Origin of the sequence: Nocardiopsis changdeensis (assembly GCF_018316655.1) — a bacterium.
Lineage (GTDB): Bacteria > Actinomycetota > Actinomycetes > Streptosporangiales > Streptosporangiaceae > Nocardiopsis > Nocardiopsis changdeensis.
Genome location: NZ_CP074133.1, coordinates 3,527,161 through 3,543,186 on the forward strand (window position 1 = coordinate 3,527,161; position 16,026 = coordinate 3,543,186).

At 75.5% G+C, this 16,026-nt stretch carries 16 protein-coding genes; 4 read left to right on the forward strand and 12 right to left on the reverse strand.

Annotation, left to right across the window (positions count from 1 at the left end; translation table 11 throughout):
- Position 1: 1 nt before the first annotated feature.
- The 7 genes from KGD84_RS16015 to KGD84_RS16045 all read right to left on the reverse strand — a co-directional run bounded on the left by KGD84_RS16015 (position 2) and on the right by KGD84_RS16045 (position 9,579).
- The gene (locus tag KGD84_RS16015; protein WP_220561244.1) at positions 2–2,608 is read right to left on the reverse strand and encodes a hypothetical protein; all 2,607 of its coding nucleotides are present in this window, start codon (positions 2,606–2,608) and stop codon (positions 2–4) included.
- Positions 2,609–2,791: 183 nt separating this feature from the next.
- Positions 2,792–4,240, reverse strand: coding sequence for an FAD-dependent oxidoreductase (locus KGD84_RS16020; RefSeq protein ID WP_220561246.1), 1,449 nt, complete (start codon positions 4,238–4,240; stop codon positions 2,792–2,794).
- A 98-nt stretch (positions 4,241–4,338) separates the two neighbouring features.
- Positions 4,339–6,426 (reverse strand): molybdopterin oxidoreductase family protein, encoded by a 2,088-nt coding sequence (locus KGD84_RS16025; protein WP_220561247.1) that lies wholly within the window; start codon positions 6,424–6,426, stop codon positions 4,339–4,341.
- Positions 6,423–7,823, reverse strand: coding sequence for an MFS transporter (locus KGD84_RS16030; protein ID WP_220561248.1), 1,401 nt, complete (start codon positions 7,821–7,823; stop codon positions 6,423–6,425). The genes KGD84_RS16025 and KGD84_RS16030 overlap by 4 nt, the downstream gene beginning before the upstream one ends.
- 199 nt (positions 7,824–8,022) lie before the next feature.
- Positions 8,023–8,661 carry a maleylpyruvate isomerase N-terminal domain-containing protein gene (locus tag KGD84_RS16035; RefSeq protein ID WP_255646582.1) on the reverse strand — a complete coding sequence of 213 codons (639 nt, stop codon included), beginning with the start codon at positions 8,659–8,661 and terminating at the stop codon, positions 8,023–8,025.
- A gap of 188 nt (positions 8,662–8,849) precedes the next feature.
- Positions 8,850–9,017 (reverse strand): glycine zipper domain-containing protein, encoded by a 168-nt coding sequence (locus tag KGD84_RS16040; RefSeq protein ID WP_220561249.1) that lies wholly within the window; start codon positions 9,015–9,017, stop codon positions 8,850–8,852.
- Positions 9,018–9,111: 94 nt separating this feature from the next.
- The gene (locus KGD84_RS16045) at positions 9,112–9,579 is read right to left on the reverse strand and encodes an Lrp/AsnC family transcriptional regulator (RefSeq protein WP_220561250.1); all 468 of its coding nucleotides are present in this window, start codon (positions 9,577–9,579) and stop codon (positions 9,112–9,114) included.
- A 121-nt stretch (positions 9,580–9,700) separates the two neighbouring features.
- Between KGD84_RS16045 and KGD84_RS16050 the strand changes: the two genes are divergently transcribed.
- Together KGD84_RS16050 and KGD84_RS16055 are read left to right on the forward strand one after the other, a co-directional pair.
- Complete coding sequence (locus KGD84_RS16050) at positions 9,701–10,111, forward strand: DUF2000 domain-containing protein (RefSeq protein ID WP_220561251.1); 411 nt, start codon at positions 9,701–9,703, stop codon at positions 10,109–10,111.
- A 39-nt stretch (positions 10,112–10,150) separates the two neighbouring features.
- Positions 10,151–11,143, forward strand: a complete 993-nt coding sequence (locus tag KGD84_RS16055) for a GNAT family N-acetyltransferase (protein WP_220561252.1) — start codon at positions 10,151–10,153, stop codon at positions 11,141–11,143.
- 15 nt (positions 11,144–11,158) lie between these two features.
- On the opposite strand, the gene KGD84_RS16060 is transcribed toward KGD84_RS16055, so the two are convergent.
- Together KGD84_RS16060 and KGD84_RS16065 are read right to left on the reverse strand one after the other, a co-directional pair.
- Positions 11,159–11,716 carry a hypothetical protein gene (locus tag KGD84_RS16060; protein ID WP_255646583.1) on the reverse strand — a complete coding sequence of 186 codons (558 nt, stop codon included), beginning with the start codon at positions 11,714–11,716 and terminating at the stop codon, positions 11,159–11,161.
- Between the two features lie 102 nt (positions 11,717–11,818).
- Positions 11,819–12,007 carry a CsbD family protein gene (locus KGD84_RS16065; RefSeq protein WP_220561253.1) on the reverse strand — a complete coding sequence of 63 codons (189 nt, stop codon included), beginning with the start codon at positions 12,005–12,007 and terminating at the stop codon, positions 11,819–11,821.
- Positions 12,008–12,176: 169 nt separating this feature from the next.
- Between KGD84_RS16065 and KGD84_RS16070 the strand changes: the two genes are divergently transcribed.
- Entirely contained in the window at positions 12,177–12,962 is a 786-nt protein-coding gene (locus tag KGD84_RS16070) for a DUF4253 domain-containing protein (protein WP_220561254.1), read from the forward strand.
- A 4-nt stretch (positions 12,963–12,966) separates the two neighbouring features.
- On the opposite strand, the gene KGD84_RS16075 is transcribed toward KGD84_RS16070, so the two are convergent.
- Positions 12,967–13,488: an NUDIX domain-containing protein gene (locus KGD84_RS16075; protein ID WP_220561255.1), complete on the reverse strand. Its 522-nt coding sequence runs from the start codon at positions 13,486–13,488 to the stop codon at positions 12,967–12,969.
- An 88-nt stretch (positions 13,489–13,576) separates the two neighbouring features.
- On the reverse strand, positions 13,577–14,215 hold the full coding sequence (locus KGD84_RS16080) for a class I SAM-dependent methyltransferase (protein WP_220561256.1): 639 nt from the start codon (positions 14,213–14,215) through the stop codon (positions 13,577–13,579).
- 72 nt (positions 14,216–14,287) lie between these two features.
- Here KGD84_RS16080 and KGD84_RS16085 point away from each other — a divergent pair, with 72 nt between their 5' ends.
- Positions 14,288–15,187 carry an NADP-dependent oxidoreductase gene (locus KGD84_RS16085; protein WP_220561257.1) on the forward strand — a complete coding sequence of 300 codons (900 nt, stop codon included), beginning with the start codon at positions 14,288–14,290 and terminating at the stop codon, positions 15,185–15,187.
- 39 nt (positions 15,188–15,226) lie between these two features.
- Here KGD84_RS16085 and KGD84_RS16090 read toward each other — a convergent pair whose 3' ends face one another.
- Positions 15,227–15,991 carry a MerR family transcriptional regulator gene (locus KGD84_RS16090; RefSeq protein WP_220561258.1) on the reverse strand — a complete coding sequence of 255 codons (765 nt, stop codon included), beginning with the start codon at positions 15,989–15,991 and terminating at the stop codon, positions 15,227–15,229.
- Positions 15,992–16,026: the final 35 nt, after the last annotated feature.

Consider the following 16,026-nt stretch of genomic DNA (forward strand, 5'->3'; position numbering starts at 1 on the left):
CTCAGGCGCCGGCGCCCCCGGGGGCGCGCGCGCCGGTGAGCGCGGCGCGGTCGGCGCGGACGCGCTCCACCAGCTTCTCGCGTCGGACCCCCAGCTCGGCGGTGGCGGCCACCACGCGGACCACACCCGCGCGGACCTCCTCGCGCACCACCCCGGGCAGGTGCTCGTCCAGGGCCTTGAGCACTCCCGCGGCCCCCTCGGCCGAGTGGGCGTCGACCAGCGCCCGGGCCCGCCCGGGGTCGGCGCCGCGCAGCGCGGCGGAGGAGCCGGGGTCGCGGGGCCGCAGGAAGTGCCAGAACCCGACGGGCGGGTAGAACGGCAGGTCCCCATGCCCGGAGTCGGGCGACGTGCGCACCTCCCACTGGAGGGTGTCGTCCTCGACCGCGACGCCGAAGGCCTCGTTTCGCCGACCGTAGCCGGGCCCCCAGGTGACGACGAGGTCGACCCCGGTGCCGGGGAACCGCAGGATCCCCATGGGCCCGCCGGTGGCGCCCCGCACCAGGTGGCGGGCCCGGCGGCCGTCCGCCCCCTCCAGGACGTGCTCCCCCGTCCCGCCGTGGTGGTCCTCGACCGCGGCCCGCAGCCCGCTGAGCCCGTCCTTGTGGCCGAGCGGCGAGTCGACCCCCTCGGGCAGGCGGACCAGGGACAGGTGCTCCGAATCCCAGCGCATCCCCTCACCGGGGCCTCCCGCGAAGAACCCGGGCAGGGACGTCCTCTTCTCGACCCCCGCGCCGGTCAGCACATGCCAGGTGTACCGCTCGAAGTAATCGTGGTGGACCCAGACGGCCGTGCCGTCGCTCATCTGCCGCATGACGCTGTGCTGTGACGGACTCGGCGCGAACCGGTACCCCGAGCGCTCGCCCTCGTCGCGGAGGGACTGCTGCTCGGACCAGTTCACGATGTCCGGGTCCGCGGTGGGGGCGAGGACGAACGTGTCGCCGGGCCGGTCGGACCAGTACGCACTCCCGGACACCGCGACGAGGAAGCGGCCGTCCAGATAGCGCACCACCGGGATCTCGCCCTTCCCGGACGAGAACCCGATCGAGTCCCGGCGGCCGGTGTGGTCCACGGCGATCGCACGGTCGGCGCCCACCAGGGTGAGCACCGGCCAGGAGGGGCACAGCCGCCGCACCCCGCCCGGCCCGCCGAGCTCGGCGACGGCCTCGTCGAAGGCGGGCCAGCCCAGTTCCTCGGGCAGGCCGCCGTGCAGGGCGCGCAGCAGCGGGCGCAGCGGGTCGACCGCGGCCAGCTCGTCCTCGATCCCCTCCAGCGCCGCGACCGCGGCGCCGTCGAGCAGGTCGTCCAGCTCCCCCAGCGCAAAGCGGGCCTCGGGCAGGCCCGCCCGCCCGACCCGGGAGAGGCACCCCTCGGCCCGGACGCGCACCACCGGGACCGCCTCGGGCACCCCGGGGTAGAACCCGATCGCGCTGCGCACGCCGGGCGGCGCGCCGGTGTGGTGGCGGTGCAGGCGGGAGATCTGGAGCTCCGCGCGCGGCCCCAGCACGGGGTGCGCGAGCAGGACGCCCAGGTGCGGAGAGTCCTTGATATAGGAGAGCTCCATCGTGCGCGGCGGGATCAGGACCGGGATGCCGTGGGCCAGGCAGGCCGCGAGCAGCATGCCGTCGAGATTGCCGTGGCCCGAGCCGGAGGTCCAGGTGTCCAGGAGCCGACCCTCGGCCCGCAACCGCGGGGCCAGGCGCGGCAGGAGCGCGTACAGCTCCGGCGGCATGCGCTGCACGATGACCCCGTCACCGGAGGCGACGAACAGGTGCAGGCGGACGAACCGCTGGAGCCAGCCCGCCACCCCCGCCTCGGGGGTCACCTCACCGCGGACCAGGGCGTCGACCGCCCCGGAGGCGTCGAGCATGCGCAGCCACGTACCGCCGTCGTTCTTGGCGTAGCGCCCCGGCGGGAACAGCTCCCAGAACGCCGCCAGGTGCCCGGCGGGCGGCGGGGTCCGGGCGAACACCCCGGCCGCCCCCGTGAACAGCGCGGAGGGGACCGCGGTCCCACGGGAGGCGGCGAGCACCCCGGCCAGCGCCCGGGACTGCTCCTGCTCCCCCACCCCGGCGGCCTTCGCGCTCTTGGCCAGCAGGGTGTGGGTGCCCGCCGCCGGTGCGCTGCCGCCCGCGGCGCGGGCGGTGATCAGCCCGGTCAGGGCGGGGTAGGCGCGCTCGGGGGGCAGGGTCTGCGTGATCCACGTCTGGAAGGCGCGCACCTCCTTGGCCGGCAGGACACCGCTGCGGGCCACGAAGAGGGTGTGGGAGGCGTGGTGGTCGGGGTCCACGGGCAGGCCGTGGTCGGCCTCGGCCCGGCGGGCCCGGGCGTGGGCGCGGGGCGCCGCCCACCGGCACTTGTCCCCGCCCTGCAGCAGCAGCGCCTGGGTGACACCGTCCCAGAACCAGGGACGCAGTTCCGGGGGCAGGTCCTCGGCCCGGCGGTCCATGAACCGGAGGAACCGGTCGGCCTTGCGAACGGCCGCCGGGAGCTCCCCGTGCATGTCCTGCTGGGCCTTCTCGGCGGCGGGCAGGTCGGCGGGGCGATTCTCGCGCGTCCAGTCGACCAGCAGGGACACCTGGTCGCGGGAGGTGGGAAGGGCGAAGGTCATGCCCGCATGCTGGCACGGCCCGGTGACAGCCCGTGTCCCGGGCCCCGCTCCGCGCCCTCCCGCCCCGGGGGAGGGCACGGCCCCGTCCTGGCCGACGGGGCCGTGCGCGCCGCCCGCCGCCCGGAGAGGGGCGGTGAGGGAAGGGGGCCGGGCCGCGGGCGGCCGTCCTTCAGCGCACCGGCCTCAGGACACCGGGGCCTTGGTGTCCCACCCCGACAGCAGGGCGTTGACGTCGCGCACGCACCCGCCGCAGCCCGTGGTCGCCCTGGTGGCGGCCGCGATCGACTCCCGGGTGCGCGCCCCGTCCAGCCACGCCTGCTCCAGGTCGTCGCGGGTCACCGCGTTGCACCGGCACACCACCGGCGCCGGCCGCTCCCCCGCCTCCCCGGCGGGCGCCGCGGGCACGGTCCCCTGGAGCAGGGCCAGCCGGTCGGCGGGCACCGGGGCACCGGAGTCGTGCAGCTGCGACAGCACCGCCGCGGCCTCCGGGAACCCCAGCAGCACCGAGCCCACCAGCCGGTCCGCGCGCACCACCAGCTTGGCGTAACGGCCCCCGTGCGGGTCGCTGACGGTCAGCATCTCCAGGTCCCCGCCGTCCTCCTCGTCGGTGTGCACCTCACCGAACGCCGTCAGCTCGATCCCCTCGGCCTTGAGCCGCGTCACCGGCCGCGAACCGGTGTAGCGGGCCTGCGGCTCGGTCCCGGTCAGCCGCCGGGCCAGCACCGCGGCCTGCTCCCAGCCGGGCTGCACCAGGCCGGCGCCCCCGCCGGGGTGCTGGGCGCAGTCGCCGATGGCGTGCACGCGGGCGTCGGAGGTGGCCAGGGCGTCGTCCACCAGGACCCCGTGCTCCACCTCGATCCCCGCGTCCTTGGCCAGCTCGATGTTGCCGCGCACCCCGGCGGTCACCACCAGGGCGTCCCCCGGCAGCACCCGCCCGTCGTCCAGCTCCAGACCGGTACCGGGGATCCAGCGCGAGGCCACCCGCCAGGAGTGCACCTTCACGCCCAGCGCGTCGTAGCGGCGCCGCAGGATGTCGGCGGCCGCGCGGTCGATCTGGCGGCGCATGATCCACGGCGAGGACTCCACCACCGACACCCGGGCCCCGCGGCTCTGGAGCCCCCGGGCGGCCTCCAGGCCCAGGACGCCGCCGCCCAGCACCACCACGGGGGCGCCGGGGCGCACCAGGGCCAGCAGCCGGCGGCAGTCGTCCAGGTCGCGCAGGGCGCACACCCCCTCCCCCGGGGCGCCGTCGGCGGCCGAGACCCCCGTGACGGGCGGGAAGGCCGCGCGGGCACCGGTGGCCAGCACGAGCTCGTCGTAGTCCAGGCCCGTGCCGTCGTCCAGGGCGACGGTGCGCGCCGCGGTGTCCAGGGAGACGGCCGACAGGCCCGTGCGCACGGTCACCCCCGGCGTGTCGGGGACGGGCAGCCGGATCTGCTCGGCGGTGTAGTCCCCCGCCACCAGACCCGACAGCAGGACCCGGTTGTAGGCGGGGTGGTGCTCGGCCCCCACCACGGTCACGTGGACGCGCTCGCCCGCCGGGTCCAGGCGGGCCACCTCCTCGGCGAACCGAGCGCCGACCATTCCGTTGCCGACGACCACGATCCGGCGTGCACCCTGCACGGTGTTCAACTGCTGCCTCCTACGGGGTGGGGTGTCGCGCCGGACGGCGTCGGCCGGGCGGGGACGGGCACGGGGCGCGGGCCGCGCGTGCCCGGGGCTCTGCGGGGTCACGGGCCCGGTTCCGGCGGGGCCGGCTCCAGGCGCACGGCGCTCACCTTGAACTCGGGCATGCGGCTGACCGGGTCCAGGGCCGGGTTGGTGAGGTTGTTGGCGGCCTGCTCCCCCGCGTAGTGGAAGGGCAGGAAGACCGTGTCGAGGCGGGCCGCGGGCTCCAGCCGCACCCGGGCGCGCGTGGCGCCCCGGCGCGAGGTGACCAGCGCCGCGTCGCCCTCGCCCAGCCCGGCACGGGCGGCCGTGTCGGGGTGCACCTCCACGTACACCTCCGGCTCGGCCCCGGCCAGCTCGGGCACCCGGCGTGTCTGGGCGCCGGACTGGTAGTGGCCCATCAGCCGCCCGGTGGTGGCGATCAGCGGGAAGGCCGCGTCGGCCGACTCGGCCGGCGGCCGGTGGGCGACCGGGACCAGGCGCGCCCGGCCGTCGGGGTGGGCGAAGCAGTCCAGGAACAGGCGCGGCGTGGGCCCGGCGCCCCGCCGCACCGGCCAGTACAGGGCCTCGCCGGCGGCCAGCCGCTCGGGGGTGACCCCGGAGTAGTCGGCCGGGGCGCCCTCGGTGGCCCGGCCGAGCTCGGCCAGCACCGCGTCGGGTTCGGTGGGGAACCGGTCGGCGGGCTGGCCCAGCCGCACCGCCAGCCCCGCCAGCACCTCCAGGTCGGTGCGCACCCCCTCGGGCGGCGCGAAGGCGCGGTTGCGGCGCAGCACCCGCCCCTCCAGGTTGGTCATGGTGCCCGACTCCTCCGCCCACTGGGCGACCGGCAGCACCACGTCGCCCAGGGCCGCCGTCTCCGACAGCACGAAGTCGGCGGTGACCAGCAGGTCCAGGGACTCCAACCGGGAGCGCACCCGGGTGCTGTCGGGGGCCGACACCACCGGGTTGGAGCCGAACAGCAGCAGGGCGCGGGCGCCGCCGCCCTCCCCCAGGGAGTCCAGCAGCTCGAACGCGGAGCGGCCCGGCCCGGGCAGGGCGCCCGGGTCCACCCCCCACACGGCCGCCACGTCGGCGCGGGCGGCCGGGTCGTCGATACGGCGGTAGCCGGGCAGCTGGTCGGCCTTCTGGCCGTGCTCGCGGCCGCCCTGGCCGTTGCCCTGCCCGGTGATGCACCCGTACCCCGAACCCTCCCGGCCGGGCAGGCCCAGCGCCAGGGCCAGGTTGATCCAGGCGGTGACGGTGTCGGTGCCCTTGGCGTGCTGCTCGCTGCCCCGGCCGGTGAGGATGTAGGCCGAACGCGCCCGGGCCGCGGCCCCCAGCACGTCGGCGGCCTCGCGCAGGCGGACGGCGGGCACCCCCGTGACCTGCTCGGTGCGCTCGGGCCACCAGGCGGCGGCGTGCGCCCACGCGTCCTCGAACCCCGTGGTGCGCTCGTCCAGGTAGGCGCGGTCGATCCAGCCCCGCACCCCGGCCAGGTGCAGCAGCCCCAGGGCCAGCGCCAGGTCCGTGCCCGGCCGCGGGGCCAGGTGCAGTCCCCCGTTGTCCAGGGCCACCCGGGCGGTGGCCGAGCGGCGCGGGTCGATGACGATCAGGCGCGGCGCCGACAGGTGGCCCATCATCGGCGGCATGGTCTCGGCCGGGTTCGCGCCCGCCAGCACGACGACCTCGGAGGCGCCCACGTCGGTCAGCGGGAACGGCATCCCCCGGTCCAGGCCGAACGCCCGGTTCCCCGCCGCGGCCGCCGAGGACATGCAGAACCGGCCGTTGTAGTCGATCTGGGAGGTGCCCAGGGCCAGGCGGGCGAACTTGCCCAGGGCGTAGGACTTCTCGTTGGTCAGCCCCCCGCTGCCGAACACGGCCACGGAGTCCGGGCCGTGCTCGGCGCGCAGCGCCAGCAGGCGCTCGGCGACGTGGTCCAGCGCGGTGTCCCAGTCGACCTCGCCGAACCCCCCGGTGCGGTCCTTGCGCAGCAGGGGGCGGGTGAGGCGGTCGGGGACGCCCAGGACCTCGGCGGAGGTCCACCCCTTGCGGCACAGCCCGCCACGGTTGGTGGGGAAGGGGGCCGGCCGGGCGGCGGGGCGGCCGTCCGGACCGGTCTCCAGGTGCATGGCGCACTGCAGCGCGCAGTAGGGGCAGTGGGTGGTGGTCATCGCTGCGCGGACTCCACGGCGTCGTCGGTGCGGTCGGCGGTACCGGGGGCGGCGGCGCGGGGACGGCGCAGGTAGACCGCCCAGGTGACCGCGGCGCACACCAGGTAGAAGCCGAGGAAGGCGAGGAACCCGGGGGCGGCCGACTCCGTCATCCGGAAGGACTCCCGGAAGACCAGGTTGATGGCCACACCGCCCAGGGCGCCCATCGCCCCGATCAGCCCCAGCATGGAGCTGGCGATGCGCTTGTTGTAGGAGTGGGCCTCCAGGGGGTCCTCGCCCCGCGAGACCGCGTCCTGGGCCCGGGCCGCGTAGATGGACGGGATCATCTTGTACGTCGAGCCGTTGCCCAGGCCGGTGAGGACGAACACCACCCCGAAGGCGCCCACGAACAGGGGCAGCGAGTCGGCGTTGATCGCGAACACGACCACCGCGGTGCCCGCGACCATCGCCAGGAAGTTCCACAGGGTGACCCGGGCGCCGCCCAGCCGGTCGGCCAGGCGCCCGCCCACCGGGCGGACCAGCGAGCCGATGGCCGGGCCCAGGAAGGTGATGGAGGCCGCCTGGAGGGGCTCCAGCCCGAACTGGTTCTGCAGCAGCAGGCCGAAGGCGAACCCGAACCCGATGAAGGAGCCGAAGGTGCCCACGTACAGGAACGACATGATCCAGAAGTGCCGGTCCCGGGTCGCCGCCAGCTGCGCGGCCACATCGGTGCGGGCACCGGTGAGGTTGTTCATGTGCCGGAACGCGACCCAGATGGCCAGGAGCAGGAAGGGCACGTAGAAGAGCGGCACCAGCCGGGCGCCGTCGAGGGTGAACAGGGCGATGACGCCCAGGCCCACCAGCTGCACCGTGGCCACGCCGATGTTGCCGCCGCCGGCGTTCAGGCCCAGCGCCACCCCCTTCTCCCGCTCGGGGAAGAAGAAGTTGATGTTGGCCATGGACGAGGAGAAGTTGCCCCCGCCCAGCCCGGCCGTCGCCGCCAGGACCACGAACACCCAGTAGGGGGTGTCCGGGCTGCCGATCAGGTACACGGCCAGCAGGGTGGGCAGCAGCAGCGCGGCCGCCGAGATGATGGTCCAGTTCCGGCCGCCGAAGAACGGCACCGCCAGGGTGTAGGGGACGCGCAGGACCGCGCCCACCAGGGAGACCACCGACACCAGCAGGAACTTCTGCTCCGGGGACCAGTCGAACCCCGTCTGGGGGGTCATGAACAGCACCAGCACCGACCACAGGCTCCACACGGAGAAGCCGATGTGCTCGGAGAAGATGGACGCCCACAGGTTGCGGCGGGCGGTGCGGCGGCCTCCGTCGTTCCAGAAGGCGGTGTCCTCGGGATCCCAGTGGGAGATCCAGCTCTTGCCCGTGCGCGGTGCGCGGCGGCCTGTCTCGGGGGTCACGGCCGGCCCTTCCTGTTCGGTGTCGGCTGACGTTATCGAAGGTAGGAAGGGTGCGTTGCCTGGACGTGTCGGGCCGTAACACGGGGGAAACAGTGGGCTCACCCGGAGGCCGGGGCGTCCGTGAGAACCCCCTGTTCGCGCAGGTTACCGGCGGTGCCGAAGGCCCGGGTGTGGCCTTCGACACCTGTGTCACCTCGTCTCAGCCGACCCGGGCCGACCCCCGCCACGCCTTCAGGGCGCGCCGGTCCCCGGCCAGGGCGCCGGGGGCGGGCTCGGCCCGGTTCCACAGCACCAGGTACAGCTCGGCCGCCGGCGCGGCCAGGACGGCGTCGGGGGCGTCGGCGTCCCCGCGGGCCGGGGACGAGCCCTGCGGGGTCATGGCCGCGGTCCAGGCGTGGCCGGTGTCGGTGGAGCGCACCGCCAGGGTCAGCGGCGGGTCGGAGGCCGGCCGGTTCTTCGGCCGGGCCAGGAAGCCCATGAGGAGCTCGTCGACGCCGTCGGCGGCCACCTCGGGGGCGACCGCCGGGTCCGGCGCGTCCGCCGGGGGGCGCAGCGCGCTCTGGGCGTCGATGCGGTGGACGGTCGTCTCGTGGCACTGCCGCCGGGCCCAGAACGCCAGCGGGGAGGGGGCCGGCAGGAAGGCGAAGCACTCGGTGCCGGGGGCGGCGCCGGCGAGCGTGCCGACCAGGGCGGCGTGCCCCTCGCGGAACCACGACAGGAGGCGGGCGTCCTCGGGCAGGCGGCCTGCGCGGGCGGGCCGCCGTTGCCCGAGGCCACGTGCGAGGCGGCCCAGCGGTGGACGCGGCCGGTGTGGGCGAGCAGGTCGCGGACCGTCCACCCGGGGCAGGTGGGGACGGGGGCGTCGAGCCCGGCGCGTTCGGCGGCCTCGGCCAGGAGGCGGCCCTCGGCGGCCAGGGCGTCGATGTGGTGGGGAATGTCCATGGGGACATCCTGGCCGGGGGCGCCGGGGCCGGACCGCCCCGGGGTGCCTCGACGACCGCCCCACCCCCGGCGCGGGCGGCGGGGTCAGGAGTCGTCGCGCTTGGAGCCGGCGGCGGACGCCCCGGCCCCGAAGGCCACACCCAGGGCCACGCCCATGGCGATCCCCAGCGCGATGTTGTCGAAGAGCATGCCGAAGACGATGCCGAAGGCCACGCCGAGCGGCAGGGAGAAGGCGGCGTTCTTCGCGTTCATGGGCGGCCTTTCCGGACGGTGCGGGTTCCCCCCTCTGACGCACCCGACCCCCCGCCGGTTCCCCCGCCCCGCGTGCGCACCCCCTTTTCCCGGCTCAGCCGGTGCCGGGCTCCAGCGGCTCGGCCACCGTCTTCACGACACTGTCGTAGATGATCTGGCTGCGAAAGCCCGCCACCTCCCGGCGCTCGGTGAGCCGGTCGATGAGGAAGGAGTGCAGCGCGTCCAGCGACGGCGCGGACACGTGGACCAGGAAGTCGTGCTCCCCCGCGACCACGTACACCGCCGACACCTCCGGCAGGGCGTGCATCGCCGCCTTGAAGCCCTCGATCGCCCGGCGGCTGGGCGGGCGCAGCTGCACCGACACGAACGCCTGCACCCGGCGCCCCAGCGCCTGCGGGTCGATGTCGGCGTGGAAGCCGCGGACGACGCCGCGCCGCCGGAGCAGGCGCACCCGCTCCAGACAGGTGGAGGGCGCCACCCCCAGCTTCGCGGCCAGCGCCCGGTTGGTCTGCCGCGCATCGCGCTGGAGTTCGCGCACGATCGCCGAATCTAGTTCGTCCACGGTCCGTTCCCCGCCCCTCGCTCCGAATGATGTTCGGCATTGCACCATCGACGGCATCCAGCTGTCTAGCCTGATGCGCGTCCACTTGGCGGATGAACGGAACACGGGAGCGAGGCGGACCATGGCAATGGACACCAAGATCGTCGTCGTACTGCGCGAGGACCTGCCGCCCGGGCAGGCGGCCAACGCGGGCGCGGTGCTCGGGCTCGCACTGGGCGGCCGGCTGGAGCACTCGGTGGCGGCCGACGGCAAGGACGCGGGCGGACGGGTGCACGCCGGCCTCAACCCGCACCCGGTGCCCACCCTGACCGCCACCGGGGAGCAGCTGCGCGAGATCAAGGAGGAGGCCGAGGACCAGGGGCTGCTGGTGGTCGGGTTCAACGAGGTGGCCCGCCGCTCGCGCGACTACGTCGCCTACCTGGACGCGCTGGCCGACACCGCCCCGGAGGAGGTGGAGTACACCGGGCTGGCGCTGCTGGGGGCGCGGGGGGAGGTCAACCGGCTCACCAAACGGCTGTCCTTGCTGCGCTGAACCGGGACAGGGGCGGGGGTGGTGTGAAACGGTGGACGTGTGAGTCCAGTGGTGGAGGTCTTCGATCCCCTCACGGCCGCCCCCGCCGACCTGGCGGCGTGGAGCGCGGTCCATGTGGCGGGGCGACGTGAACTGTCCGCAAGCGCCCCCGAGCCCGACGAACTGGCCCAGCGGCTGGGGCAGGGGCGCGGCGGCCGGGCCTGGCGGTGGGCGGCCCGCCCCGACCAGGGGGGACCGATCCTGGGCACCGCCGAGCTGCGGCGCCAGCCCCACGACGAGGGCATCGGGTTCCTGCGCCTGTTCGTGGACGCCCCCGCCCGCCGCCGCGGCCTGGGCACCCGGCTGCGCGCGGCGGCCGCCGCGCGGGCCCGCGCCGAGGGCATGACCCGGCTGCAGAGCACCGTCCTGGCCGGCCGGGCCGGGGAGGCGTTCGCCCGCACCAGCCCGAACCTGCGCACCCTGCTGCACCTGGAACTCCAGGTGCAGACCTTCGACGAGGAGACCCTCCAGCGGTGCTGGCGGCTGGCGTCGGCGCCCAAACGCGGGTACCGGATCACCCACTGGGTGGGGTCGGCGCCCCCGGCGCTGGTGAAGTCCTTCGGCGAGGTGATGAACCACCTGCTGGACGCGCCCGGCGCCGCCTTCCAGGAGGAGCCGCGCCGGTGGGGCCCCGACGACGTGCGGGCCTGGGAGCGGAGGATCACCGAGGACGGCTCGCGGCTGCTGGTGGGCGCGGTGGTCGACCGGTTCTCCGACGAGGTGGTGGCGGCCACCGTGTGCACCGTGACGCACGGGCCGGTCGCCGACCAGCACGACACCGCCGTGCTGCCCGCCCACCGGCGGCGGGGCCTGGCCAGCCGGGTCAAGGCCACCCAGACCCTGCGGGTACACGACAACTTCCCGCACGTGCAGGCGATGGCGGTGACCCTGAACCGGGAGAACACCGCGATGCTCCAGGTCAACCGGCTGCTGGGCTACGAGAAGACCGCCGAGCGGCTGCTGGTGGAGGAGGACCTCACCGCACAGGGCTGAGGCGCCCGGGCCCGGTCACCGGCGGGCCGCCAGGCGCAGCAGCTCATCGAGGGAGGCCACGCTCTCCACCTGGGCGTCGGTGAGCCCGTCGATCAGGCGGCGGTAGGCCTGGGCCTGCGCGGTGGTCGGCATGCGGCCCGCGTACACCTCGGGCAGGCTCAGCTCCATCCCGCACACCGCGCGCGGCCCATACCGGTGCGGATGGCGGGCCACCGTCCAGGCCACCCGCACCGCGTGCTCGTTGCGCGGCGCGACGGCGGGGCGGTCGACCTCGCGGGCGGCGTACCGGTTGCCGTCGGCCAGGTCGCAGGGGCCGCAGCCGCGCTCCCCCGACCCCAGGGGCGCACCGCAGTCGGGGCAGGCGAGCAGGTCCAGTGCGGCGTCCACGACGCGCCACTCGAACCGGTCGGGCGCGTCGGCGACCAGCGCGGCCAGGTCGCGCTCGGCCGGGGTGCCCGGGGCCGCGCCCCACTCGGCCAGGGTCCGTTCCCAAGCGCGGTCGGCCTCGGCGGCGATGGCCGCCACCGTCTCGGCCAGCGCGGGGGCGCGCCAGCGGGTGCGGGTGATGTTCACCGGGGTACGGTAACCGCCCCCGGCCGCCCCGTGCCAGGCGTTTTCCCGCACCCCCGGGCAGGTGAGGGCCCCGCCCTCCCGGGCGGGGCCCTCACACCGCGCTCAGCGGTTCTTGTCGTCGGAGGTGAAGGCGTCCTTCACCTTCTCGCCGGCCTGCTTGAGCTTGGCCTTGTTCTGCTCGACCTTGCCCTCGGCCTCCTGCTCGCGGTTGCCGGTGACCTTGCCCGCCTGCTCCTTGGCCTTGCCGCGGAGCTCGTCGAACTTGTTCGGGCCCTTGTTCTCCTCGGCCATCGTGTCCTCCTGTTGCTCCGGATCGTTCTCCTACCGGGGCCACTGACCGTCCGGGGGATTTTCATGCATCGCCGCGGACCCGCACCCCTCCGGGGAGTGGCCCGCCCCCGGGAGTCGGTACTCTGCCTGCGCGATCCGAGCGTGGTCGAAGGAAGACGAGGAACCCCCTATGGACCCCCAGGCCGACATCTCCATCCAGCTCCCGCCGGGCAAACCCGCGCTCTCCGGGGCCGGCGAACCCGTCATGTGGATCAGCGACGGCACCGCCCCCGACGGGCTGTGGCAGGAACTGCGCGCCGCCCACGCCGACTCGGGGTGGTGGCCGCTGCTGCTGACCTCCATGAGCGACGAGGACGGCGACCGCCCCTGGGAGACCGGCGAACTCTCCCCGCCCGCCCCGGGCGCGGCCGCCGACCACGACGTGGAGGCCGTCCTGGCCAAGGCCTGGAGCGGCTCCACCGAGGTCGACGAGGAGTACGACCACCTCGTCCCCGAGCAGCGGCTCGCCGTCACCGCCCCCCACGGCCTCACCTGGCCGGGCCTGGCCCCCGAGGCGCCGCTGACCGCCGACCCCGGCGAGTGCGCCGACCGCAGCGCCGCCTGGCTCGCCCAGCGGCCCGACCCCCGCCTGGGCCTGGTCCGGGCGGCCTCCGGCGCCGAGGCGCTCAGCGTCATCGGCTGGCAGGGGGCGGTCAACCACGGCCTGGACGTCACGGCGATCTCCGCGGTCCTGGCCGACTGGGAGCGCCGGTTCGGGACGCGGCTGGTGATGGCCGGGTTCGACACCCTGGTGCTGAGCACGGCCTGCGTCGTCACCGACCGCGAGCGGGCGATGCGCGTGGCCGCCGAGCACTTCGCCCTGTGCCCCGACAACGTCTGGCAGGGCACGGGCAGCCTGGAGTCCTACGCCGAGTCGCTGATCGGCGACGAGACCTGGTCCTTCTGGTGGGACTGACCGCTCACGCCCGGCAGAGCAGGTAGAGGAGGGCGCTGACGGTGGTGGCGCCGACCAGCTCGCCGCGGGCGACCAGCGCGGGGACCTCCGCCAGCGGCACCCAGTCCCGGCGCTCGGACTCCCAGGCGTCGGCGGGCTCGCCTACGCGCACCGCGTCGTCGGTGACGAACACGTGGTGCTCGCTGTCGGTGAGGCCGCTGGAGGGCTGCACCCGCAGCAGCGGCTCCAGGGTGCCCGGCCGCCAGCCCGTCTCCTCCTCCGCCTCACGGGCGGCGGCCGCGCACGGGTCCTCGCCCTCGTGGACGCCGCCCATGGGGATCTCATAACCCCAGGTGTCGGTGATGAACCGGTGCCGCCACAGCAGCAGCACCCGGCCGCCGTCGCGCAGCACCGCCCCCGCGCCGCGGGGGCGGCGGATCAGCCGGTGGTCGAGGTGCCGGCCGTCGGGGAGCTCGACGTCGGCGACGCGCACGTCCAGCCACGGGTCGGTGTAGAGGGGGCGCTCCGAGTGGACGGTCCAGCGCACGGGCGGCTCACTTCCCAGTGAATTCGGGCGTTATGTGGATTTTCCTGTGGAACTGTGCACCGTGTCCGCGCCGACACGCCACCCGTTTTCACCCTTCCGCCCGCCACAGCAGGGAGTGGCGCCAGAACAGGTGCCGCCGCAGCCGCACCCCCGGCAGGATCCGGCCCGCCTCGCGGGCGATCTCGGGCAGCGTCATGGCGGCCGGCGCGGTGCGGGCCGTCATCGCCTCCGGGCGCGGGCGGCGCCCGCGCGCCCAGCCCACGGCGAGGTTGGCCGGGACGGCGGCGGCGCCCAGCAGGTGGTCGGTGAACTGCGACGGCTCGTGCACGCCCAGCACCAGCAGCGTCCCGCCCGGGGCGAGCCGGTCGCGCATCCGCTCCAGGGCCGGGGCGAACGGCAGGTGGTGCAGCACCGCCACGCAGGTGACCACGTCGAAGGGCCCCTCGGGCAGCTCCTCGGCGGCGTCGGCCACCCGGAAGGAGACGCCCGGGCACCGCCCCGTCGCCGCGCGGGCCAGGTCCACCACACGCGGGTCGGCGTCCACCCCCACCACCTCCGCGGCCCGCCCGGCCAGCGCCCGCACCAGGTCGCCGGTACCGCAGCCCACGTCCAGGGCGCGGTCCACGCGCGCCGGGAGCTGTTCCAGGAGCCACCGGTGGTAGTGGGCGTTGTGGTCCCAGGGGTGGGCGTCGTTGAACCGGTCGACGGCGGCCAGGAGTCCGGGCATGTCTCCTCGTTCGGGACGGGGGCGGGGCGGGCACGTTAGGTTAGACCACCCGTGGGACGAGAGGAACGCCCGATGCACACTGTCCGTTTCGCCGAGTACGGCGCCCCGTCGGTGCTCACCGTCGAGGAGGCCGACCGCCCCGAACCCGGGCGCGGGCAGGTACGGGTGGCGGTCAAGGCGGCCGGGGTCAACCCGTTCGACGTCAAGGTGCGCTCGGGCGCCATGCGGTTCGGGACCCTGCCGCGCGGCCTGGGCTCGGAGGTCGCCGGAACGGTCGACGCCCTGGGCGAGGGCGTCACCGACACGGCGGTGGGCGAGGCGGTGGCGGGCTGGGCGCTGACCGGCGGATACGCCGAGTACGCGCTGGTGGGGACCTACGCGGCCAAGCCCGAGGAACTGGACTGGGCGCAGGCCGCGGCACTGCCGGTGGCCGGGGAGGCGGCGCTGCGCGGACTGCGGGAGCTGGCGCCCCGCAAGGGCGAGACGCTGCTGGTGCACGGGGCGTCCGGAACGGTCGGGGCGATCGCCGTGCAGTTCGCGGTGGCCGGCGGGGTGACCGTCGTCGGCACCGCCGGGGAGGCGAACCTGGAGCGGGTTCAGGCGCTGGGCGCGATCCCGGTCGCCTACGGCGAAGGGTTGGCCGACCGGGTCCGCGAGGCCGCTCCCCAGGGGGTGGACGCGGTGCTGGACGCCGCCGGGCACGGGGTGCTGCCGGACGCGATCGCGCTGCGCGGCGGCACCACAGAGCGGATCGTCACCCTGGCCGACGGCGCCGCCCAGGAGCTGGGGGTGCGGTTCTCCTCCGGCGGCGCGGCGGGGCAGACCCCCGAGGTGCTGCGCACCCTGCTGGACGCCCAGGCCCAGGGGCGGCTGGTGATGCCCGAGCCCCGCCTGATGAGCCTGGCCAACGCCGCCCAGGCCCACGCCGAACTGGAGGCGCACGGCTCGGGCAAGATCGTCCTCATCCCCTGAGCCCTCGCTCCCGCCCCGGGTCGCCCCGGGGCGGGGCGGTCAGGGGCGTTCGCGGCGGTCGGCGTTGGCGGCGAAGGCCTCGCGCAGGTAGAGGCTCAGCCCCGGGGCGCCGGCGTCGATGGTGGCGGTGAACCGCTCGTCGTCGACGTACAGGGCGCCCAGGCCGCGGTGGATCTCGGTGGTGCAGTCGTAGTACCAGCGGGTGATGTGCTCGCGGTGGCGCTCGGCCAGGTCCATGGCCCGCTCGCCGTCGGCGGGCGCCCCCTCGGCCATCGCGTCGGCCAGGGCCCGGTAGATCTCGGCGGCCTCGGCCTGGTTCCGTCGCCAGTCCTCCTTGGTGTAGGAGCCCACCTTGCGCTGGGACTGCGCGTAGGCCTCGCAGCCGCCCCAGCGCCGTTCGGCCTCGGCGGAGTGGGACTCCACGTCGAAGTCGCCGAAGAGCTCCAGGCGCTCCTCGGGGGTGATGTTCAGTTCCATGGTGTCGGCCTCCAGCAGGAGTTCCAGGCTGCGCGCCAGGGCGCGCAGGCGTTCGATGCGTTCGGTCACCAGGCCGTGCTGGCGCAGCAGGTGGGAGCGGGTGTCGGCGGCGGGGTCGTCGAGGATCCCGGCGATCTCCTCCAGGCCGAAGCCCAGCTCCCGGTAGGTGAGGATGCGGCGCAGCCGCTCCAGGTCCCCGTCGCTGTAGCTGCGGTAGCCGGAGGGGGTGCGCTCGGCCGGGACGAGCAGCCCGATCCGGTCGTAGTGGTGCAGGGTGCGCACGGTCTGCCCGCTCAGGCGGGCGACCTCGCCCACGGTGCGGCCCATCGGCCCTCCTTGTGTCCGCGCAGGTGACGGGGGTG